At 61.0% G+C, this 8,284-nt stretch carries 5 protein-coding genes and 2 pseudogenes; 3 read left to right on the forward strand and 4 right to left on the reverse strand.

All coding sequences use genetic code 11. The annotated features are described in order from the left end of the window. Positions 1-983: 983 nt before the first annotated feature. The 3 genes from KJQ96_RS35730 (at position 984) to KJQ96_RS35740 (ending at position 4,864) form a co-directional block, all read left to right on the forward strand. Positions 984-2,804 (forward strand): type I secretion system permease/ATPase, encoded by a 1,821-nt coding sequence (locus KJQ96_RS35730; RefSeq protein WP_213290843.1) that lies wholly within the window; start codon positions 984-986, stop codon positions 2,802-2,804. Between the two features lie 22 nt (positions 2,805-2,826). Then, the gene (locus KJQ96_RS35735) at positions 2,827-4,191 is read left to right on the forward strand and encodes an HlyD family type I secretion periplasmic adaptor subunit (RefSeq protein ID WP_213290844.1); all 1,365 of its coding nucleotides are present in this window, start codon (positions 2,827-2,829) and stop codon (positions 4,189-4,191) included. A gap of 334 nt (positions 4,192-4,525) precedes the next feature. Next, positions 4,526-4,864: a hypothetical protein gene (locus tag KJQ96_RS35740; RefSeq protein ID WP_309142524.1), complete on the forward strand. Its 339-nt coding sequence runs from the start codon at positions 4,526-4,528 to the stop codon at positions 4,862-4,864. On the opposite strand, the pseudogene KJQ96_RS42375 reads toward KJQ96_RS35740, so the two are convergent. The 4 genes and pseudogenes from KJQ96_RS42375 to KJQ96_RS35765 all read right to left on the reverse strand — a co-directional run bounded on the left by KJQ96_RS42375 (position 4,815) and on the right by KJQ96_RS35765 (position 8,267). Continuing rightward, positions 4,815-5,294: pseudogene (locus KJQ96_RS42375) on the reverse strand (formylglycine-generating enzyme family protein). The gene KJQ96_RS35740 and the pseudogene KJQ96_RS42375 overlap by 50 nt on opposite strands. 82 nt (positions 5,295-5,376) lie before the next feature. After that, a complete protein-coding gene (locus KJQ96_RS42380) occupies positions 5,377-5,733 on the reverse strand; it encodes an SUMF1/EgtB/PvdO family nonheme iron enzyme (RefSeq protein WP_375293247.1) in 357 nt (118 codons plus the stop codon). Between the two features lie 141 nt (positions 5,734-5,874). Then, entirely contained in the window at positions 5,875-6,057 is a 183-nt protein-coding gene (locus tag KJQ96_RS35760; protein ID WP_213290850.1) for a hypothetical protein, read from the reverse strand. 1,538 nt (positions 6,058-7,595) lie between these two features. Continuing rightward, a pseudogene (locus KJQ96_RS35765) lies at positions 7,596-8,267 on the reverse strand (SOS response-associated peptidase). Positions 8,268-8,284: the final 17 nt, after the last annotated feature.

Consider the following 8,284-nt stretch of genomic DNA (forward strand, 5'->3'; position numbering starts at 1 on the left):
GCGGCGCAGCCGGTGCTGGCGGCGGTGACCGACAGCGCGGCTACGCTGAGCGATGACCTCGGCGCCACGATTGCGCCGGTCGCGGCGGCGGCGCAGCCGGTGCTGGCGGCGGTGACCGACAGCGCGGCTACGCTGACCGATGACGTCGGTGCCACGATCGCGGCGGTGACCGGTGACGTGGCACAACCGATAAGTGCAGTCAGCGACACTCTTACGGATGCGGCGCCAGTCGTTGAGACGACCGAGCCGGTGCTCACGACAGCAGCTGCCACCCTGAGCGATCCGACCAGCCACGTGTCAGATCCGGCCGACGCCGGGACCGTGGCCAGCGACACTCTTGCGGATGCGGCGCCGGTCGTTGAGACGACCGAGCCGGTGCTCACGACAGCAGCCGCCACCGTGAGCGATCCGACCAGCCACGAGTCAGATCCGGCCGACGCCGGGACCGTGGCCAGCGACACTCTTGCGAATGCGGCGCCGGTCGTTGAGACGACCGAGCCGGCGCCGACGACAACAGCGGCCACCGTGAGCGATCCGACCAGCGACGTGTCAGATCCGGCCGATACCGGGACCGTGGCCAGCGACGCTCTTGCGGATGCGACACCGGTCGTTGAGACGAGCGAGCCGGCGCCGACGACAACAGCGGCCGCCGTGAGCGATCCGACCAGCGACGTGTCAGATCCGGCCGACACCGAGACCGTGGCCAACGACGCTCCCGCGGATGCGGCGCCGGTCGATGAGGCCGCAGGCGACGTAATCGCCTTGAACGATGAGCCACCGCCACCAGAAAATGCTCTGCACACCGGAACCGAGTACACCGATTACGGCGTTAACCTTAGCAGCGACAGCGCAGTTCCCCCACAGGACACGGGGTCTTCGGCCGACGCCGCGTCGGCGTCTGACACTGCGCCGCCGCCTCCCGAGATCGTGGATACGAATCAGCCAACAGACCCTGAACTTGCCATCCTGTAGCGGGGGCGAACATGGCGGCCGTCGAGATATTGGACAATCCGCCGCGCAGTCATTCTGCAGATCACCTTCGCGTCGCACCCGGCGGCGAGGCCCGCGACCATGTTGGACCTGTCAACCCGCTGGCCACCTGGCGTTCGGTCGCGCGCACGAACCTGATTGCGGTCGCTGCATTTTCGGTCGTCGTGAATCTGCTGATGCTCACGCTGCCGATCTACCTGTTCCAGATTTCCGATCGCGTGCTGACGAGCCGCAGCCTGGAAACACTGCTGATGCTCTCGGCTCTCGCGCTGGCGTTCATCGGCATCCTTTCGATCATCGACATTCTGCGTCGGCAGGTGCTGGGGCGTTTTGCGACCAAGATGGAGGCGGTGCTCGGCGGTGCAGTGCTGGCGAGCAGCATCAACAACGCCAGGGCCGGCGAGGGCGGGACCATCCAGGCGATTCGTAGCCTTCACCAGGTGCGGGGATTCATCTCGAGCCCCGTCATGCTTATGCTGATGGACGCGCCGCTCTCGCCTCTCTACTTCGGAGTCATATTTCTCATTCACCGAGATCTCGGCCTAATCGCCGTCGTGTCGGGCTTGGTACTGGTGCTGATTGCAGTACTGAACCAGAAAGCGACCTCGGACCGTCTGAGCGAGGCAGGTCTGCATGCTGCTGAGGCCGATGCGGCGGCCGAGTCGCTGGCGCGAAATTCGCAGGTGATCAACGCGATGGGAATGCTGAGCGAGAGCATTCTTCATTGGGGTCGCCGGCAGGCGCCGGCCCTCACGGTGCAGAGCCAGGCCCTTGACCGGAATTTCTGGATCAGTGGTGCGTCGAAGTTCGTCCGGCTCGTGACCCAGATCACGATCCTCGGCGTGGGCGCCTATCTGGCCCTCAACGCCGAGATCACCGGCGGCATGATGATCGCGGCCGCAATCATCGTCGGCCGCGCCCTGCAGCCGCTCGAGGGCCTGATCGAGGGATGGCGCAGCTGCGTTCAGGCGCGATCGGCCTATGCGCGTGTCAAGCAGGCGGTCGAGTCATTCCAGCGCGAGACGCAGAAGCTGCGCCTGCCCAAGCCGCAAGGCCGCCTGACCGTGGATCGGGTCTTGTATTTGCCGCCCGGCTCGAAGGAGCCGGTGCTCAATAGCGTGTCGCTCGAGCTCGCGCCCGGAGAGTCTCTTGCCATTGTCGGACCGTCTGGATCGGGCAAGTCGACCCTCGCGCGCATTCTCGTGGGCTGTCTGGTGCCGACCGCCGGCAAGGTCAGGCTGGACGGAACAGAGCTACGCAACTGGGATCGCCGCCAGTTTGGCGAATATACCGGCTACCTGCCCCAGGAGGTCGAGCTATTTCCCGGGACGATCAAGCAGAACATCTGCCGCATGCGGGACGACTTGCCCGACGCGAGCATCTATGAGGCGGCGATATTCTCGGGCATCCACGACATGGTCTGTCAGCTGCCGCAAGGATACGAGACCGTGCTCGACCGCGGCGGCGGGCCGCTCTCCGGTGGACAGAAGCAGCGCATCGCGCTCGGCCGGGCATTCTTCGGTGACCCGTGCCTTGTCGTCCTCGACGAGCCCAACTCGAATCTCGACGCGGCGGGGGAACTGGCTCTGACCGAGACCCTGCAGCGCGCCAAGAAGCGGGGGGTCACCGCGGTGGTAGTGACCCTGCGCCCTGCGCTGCTAAACAGCGTGGACAAGGTGCTCATCCTGCGGGCCGGACGGGCCGAAGCATTCGGATCTCCGAGCGACGTGCTGCATCGCCTCGTTCGGTCGCCCGGCGCGGCCGCCGCAGGTAAGCCGGAGCAGCCGCAACGCATCGAATCCTCTGGCCCGTGAGGTGACCGCCCGGGAGGACAGCATGAAAGCAAAAAAGGACAGCACCGGTGAGTGGTACCGCGGCGTTCCGCTTAGCGCCAAATGGCCCATCTTCACCGGCCTCGCCATGCTGGTCGTTTGGCTCGGGTGTTTCGGTGTTTGGGCTGGAGTCGCTCCACTGAACAGTGCGGTCGTCACCTCGGGCACGTTCGTGGCTACCGGACAGAACAAGCTGGTTCAGCACCTCGAGGGCGGCATCATCCGCGAGATTGCGGTAAAGGACGGTGATGCCGTGGAGGCGAACCAGGTGCTCGTTCGCATGGACGACACCGCTGCCAACTCCAAGCTGAGGCGGTTGGTTTTAAAAAGGTATCGGCTGCTCGCCATGAAGGCGCGTCTCGAAGCTGAAATGAGCTCTTCAGAGACAATCGAAACTCCCGCAGCATTCAGCGTGAGCGCACGTGATCCGGAAATCAAAGCGGTTCTTGAGCGGCAACGTGCCGAACTGAGGGCACGCCGGACTAGTCTCGTGACGCAGGAAAGCGTACTCATGAAGCAAATCGCCGGGCTGGAGGAAGGCATCCGCGGATATCAGGCTCAAGTGCAGTCCACCCAACAGCGTATTGCCCTGTTTGCGGAAGAGCTGAAGGACAAGAATTCGCTTCTTCGCCAGCAGTTGGTCCGCAAGTCGGATGTGCTGGCGCTGCAACGCTCCGAGGCGAGTCTCGAGGGAGAGCTCGGAGAGTATCTTGGCCGCATCGCCGATTCGAAGGAGAGGATCGCTCAGGCGAACGAAAGAATAGCCCAGCTCCACTCGACGGCGCTCCGGGATGCGATCAAGGAGCTGCGCGAGACCGAAGCGGACCTGGATGACGTCGAGGAGCAGATTCGCGCCGCGCAGGATGTCGTCGACCGTATCGACGTTCGCTCCCCGGTCCGAGGCATCGTGGTGAAGAGGAACTTCCATACACCGGGCGGCGTCGTCTCTCCTGGCGCCGTGCTGCTTGAACTCCTGCCGATAGGCGAAGAGCGCGTCATCGAGGCACATGTGAGTCCCAAGGACATTTCGCACGTGAGCGTAGGTCAGGAGGCGCTGGTGCGGCTGTCGGCGCTCAACCAGCGCATCACCCCCATGGTCGGCGCGAGCGTCATCTACGTGTCAGCGGACGCATTGGCGGGTCAAGTGCAGATGAAGGCCGAAACACTCCCCGACAGTGAGACGCGTCGGGAATTCTATGTGGTTCGGGTGCGCCTAGACCAAGACGATATTCTCAAGCACATGCCTGAATTCATCCCGACACCCGGCATGCCGGCCGACATTTACATCAAGACCGGAGAGCGCACGTTTTTCGAGTACATCATGAAGCCGGCCTTCGATAGCTTCTCCCGCGCTTTCCGCGAAACATGAATGAAACGAGCAATCTGGTCGTCAATCCCGAGCACCGCGAGTCGCTGAATGGCGACGATTATCTGGATGAGCTCGCCTATTACCGAAGCTGTTGATGTTTTCAGTTACGGGCAAGCCGTTGCGGAGAAACGATTCAGGCGTGCCTGGCGCCGAACGTCGGCTTCATAAGGATGGCGACGGCGTGCGACTCGGCAACATGCCTGGGCTGCGTGGCGATGAAAGGCGGCCATCAAATGCCGTACGAAAATTTGCGCAACAGTGCATCCAGATTGTCGGCTTCCGACTAGAAGTAGCATGGCAGACCTTACAGTAACTTCCATCGAAGGAGAGCAACGTGGCGGTGCATATGCCAAATTGTTTGCTGACGGGAGTGCCTTACGGCGCTGATCAGACCGTCTACCTTGTGTTCGATAGTTTCGGCGCGTCACGCATCGATTGCCCTGGGATCGAGCGGGACGACCTCGAAACGATCATCTCCGATCTCCTAACCGGCCAATTCAACGCTCCGGTTCGCGTCATGGCCTTCAACACACTTGAGCACTGGATCGAGGATGTTTCCAACCAAGTGGTCGAAGAAATTATAGCCCGCTGCGATATCGATGGCGTATCGATACCCGAACACGTCAGGGACTTTGTTGCAAGCCACACCGGCTTTGCGACAAGCGGGTGCTGATGTGAGGCCGGACTTCAATGGGGACAGGAGGCGGTTGCGAGCAGCACAGCTGAATTGCCTGTGGCACCTTCCAGTTTTCGAAATCAGTCACGTTGACCGCAGCGCGCGACCCGAATCCTATGTTGCTCGCAGAGCTGTCTGGCGCGTTCGAGCTGCGCGCGGCCACGCGGTAGCGATTGCAGTAGGAGTCGTGGCAGAGGAATGAACCGCCGCGCAGCGACCGGTTGGGGCCGGCGCCCTATGGAAGGGATTTTCAGTAACCGTGACCTGATGATAGCGCGGCGAGAAAGTTGTCGTCGCACCATTCCCAGACGTTGCCTGCAACGTTGAACAGGCCATAGCCGTTTGCCGCGAAGGCATGAACCGGCGCGGAGCCGAGATAGCCGTCTTCCCTTGTGTTGAAGTCAGGGAAGTTTTCCCTGCCAGATATTGCAACGGTGCTCGCCCGCGGGCGTCAGCTCGTCGCTCCACGGGTAGGCAGCGTGTTCCAGCGCGCCGCGTGCGGCCATTTCTCACTCGGCTTCCGTCGGCAGCCGCGTTCGCGACCACTGACAATAGGCCTTGGCATCATTCCAGGAGATGTGCACGACGGGATGATCTGATCGCGCGAGGATCGTTGAGTGCGGTCCCTCGGGTTGGGTCCAATAGGCATGCGGCACCGCCACCCACCACGGCGTTCCGGCCGCGCGATTTGTCGGTGGCCATTTCGCTCCTCCGACAACAGCCCTTATGTAAGGTTGTGTACAGACTGTCGCGACGAGAAGGAATAAACTAGTGGGCCCGGTGTTGTGTAGGCGTGAGAGGTTAACATGGAACAGTCTGTGCAAGTGCGGGAGCGTCGACTTCTGCAGATCTCGACCGATCTTCACAACTTAATGGCCGAAGTTCAGGCACTCAGCGAGGCGATACGATCCGCAGAGGCCGCACAGCGCTGTCGCGGCCAAGAGCCGGTCCATCCGGCGGTCGTGGCTCCGCCCGCCAGTAATGAGCTGCGCGTCTGACTTGCCGTATTAAGGACGGCGAGACTTGGTCGGCCGGCCATCGCTCGGTGGATTGAGTTCCTGCAAGCGACGCTCGAGCTCGACCTTCTTGGCCTTCAGCCTTTCGCTAAGGACATCGTGCATCAGTTCGCGAAGCGCAAGCAGCTCATCGATCGTCATCGATTCCCACTGAGACTTCCAGTCGCTCTTCATGGTGCGCTGCCACGATCATGAGCCTTATCGGATCAATAATGTACCGAATAATCCCAATTAAAAGGCGTGGCTCACGAATCCGGCCGAGAATTTTGAAATGTATTGCCGAGATTTTGAACTGGACCTAGCCCAAGGCGCAACGTGGCCGTGGGACTAGAGTTTGTCATCAAAGATATCGGAGCAACGTCCGGACGAAACCATTTTCCTGGGACGACGAAACCGTCCTGAAACAGGTAGCTCGGTATCCTCATTCCTTTAAAGAGGGGATGGCTACATGCAGTTTATTTTCGATCTCATTTGGAAAGGGTCACGCAGCAATTATCTCGCCGCAATGGGTCAGCCGGTGGCTGAGCAATGATCGAGGTCTCAACAGCTATTCTGGCGCTTGTTAGCGTCGCAATTGCAGCTCACGCCCTGGACGCCTATCGCTGCGGTTAACCGACGCCGTAGGGCTTGTTGGGAAAGTAGTCTCGATTGCCTAGAGCCTTCTCTGCGTACTGATCGATCGCAATGGTGATCGCCTGGACGTGCTGATAGCAGTGGCCCTCTCGTGTTGCCCGCTGCCGCCGGACCGCATACGCGATGCTTGTGATCCTGGTGCTGGCAATTGTCTGGCAGGCGCTGAGGTCGCTGTAGGACCGCCAACTAAGGCCAGCCTTACTTCTCCTGATCCGGCAGCAAATTTCCCAATGAGGTGGGGGGTTGCAGTCCGGCGATCTCAGCCACTCATTTATGTGAGCAGCCGTCTCAGCCTGGCGAGCCCGCCGTAGAAGTAGTTCCCGGGCCGTGCCGTGAGGGAGCTTATCTGCTGCCTCTTTAAAACGTCGGGCCTCTTCCGCCAGTCGCTCTCCAAACGTCTTTTCGTGTTTGATGCGTCCCCGTTTTCCCATGGCGCTGCCTCCCTATGAGGCCATTTAAAATTCCGCGCCCTTCATCCGTCTATCCGGTACCAGACTCTACATCGAGTTTCGGGAAAAACCGGAACGGGACCAGCCGAAATGCGTTTTAGGCACGCGCCGGCTCTGCCGCCTGGCGCATTGGAATGACGGCCCCAGCCATCAGCCCCCCTGCTGGGGCCGTTTCTTTTCTCAAACGAAAGCCAGGCTTTGGGCCGGGCGATTCGCAACATTCCGCGGAACGGCCCCAGCGGGGAAGGGCTGGGGCCGTCAGTGTGTGCCTCGGAGGCAACGATGCGGTTAAAGGCACACACGCCATAATTCGGGAACAAGCGGCAAACGAGCGACGCAACTGATCTTAACGGCTAGCAGGCCGAGTATTCCGATTTATAGCGGAAGCGTGGCTATTGGGTACCGCATTCGCAAACATGAGGGATACTTTGAGCCAGTGATCGGCCCGCAACACTGCCAATGGCCATATGCGCCCTGCCCGTCTCGCCTCGATCGAGACTTTCCATTCATAACAGTGCCCAATAGATCGTGCGGGTCCGTTGCTAGCAACTTTGCGGAACTCACGCGATGTCCGACTTCAGTCTGGAAAGTGCGCCAAAGCAGACGCAGGGGGGTAGGCGGTGGCATATTTCATGCGGCAGACTTGTCTTCCTTGTCCTCGCCGAGGGCGACCATCCTGATCGCATCGTTGGGCAACGGCCGCTGCAGCGTCCTGGCCTCATCCCATGGCGCGCGCATCCAAACGTCGCGCTCCTCATCGGTCATCAGGATGACCGGCATCGCTTTGGGATGGATCGGTTCGACGACGGCGTTCGGCGTCGTGGTCAGGAAGCCGTAGACATTATGCGGTCCGGTATCGGCCTTGACTTTGTGCCACGATCGCCTTTGAACTCGGTCCACATGCCTGCGAAGCAGGTTAGCGGCCGATCATCATTAAGAGCGAACCACACGACATCTCTTTTCTTAGTCTCCGGGTTCGGCTCCGGCGCATACTCAGCGAAGCTATTGAACGGCACCAAGCAACGGTTTTCCGGCTTCAGCCATCCGCGCCAATGCGGCGAGGAGGTGTTGCGGATATTGGTCACCGACGGGCCGCCATTGCGCGGTGGTGGCGGCATACCCCATCGCATCATGGCTATCTCACGCTCAGAGCCCACGTTACGGACGACCGGCGAAGACGCCCGGCATCGGCGGCAGGTTGCCGACCTAGCGGTTCATCACCCGGAAGAGCGCGCGGATGGCTTCTTGATTGGTGGTGATGCTGTAGATGGGGTGATTGCAGTTGCTGCTCGAAAGGCTCAGCCTGGAAGGGAAGCCGG

The sequence above is a fragment of the Bradyrhizobium sp. sGM-13 genome, assembly GCF_018398875.1.
Lineage (GTDB): Bacteria > Pseudomonadota > Alphaproteobacteria > Rhizobiales > Xanthobacteraceae > Bradyrhizobium.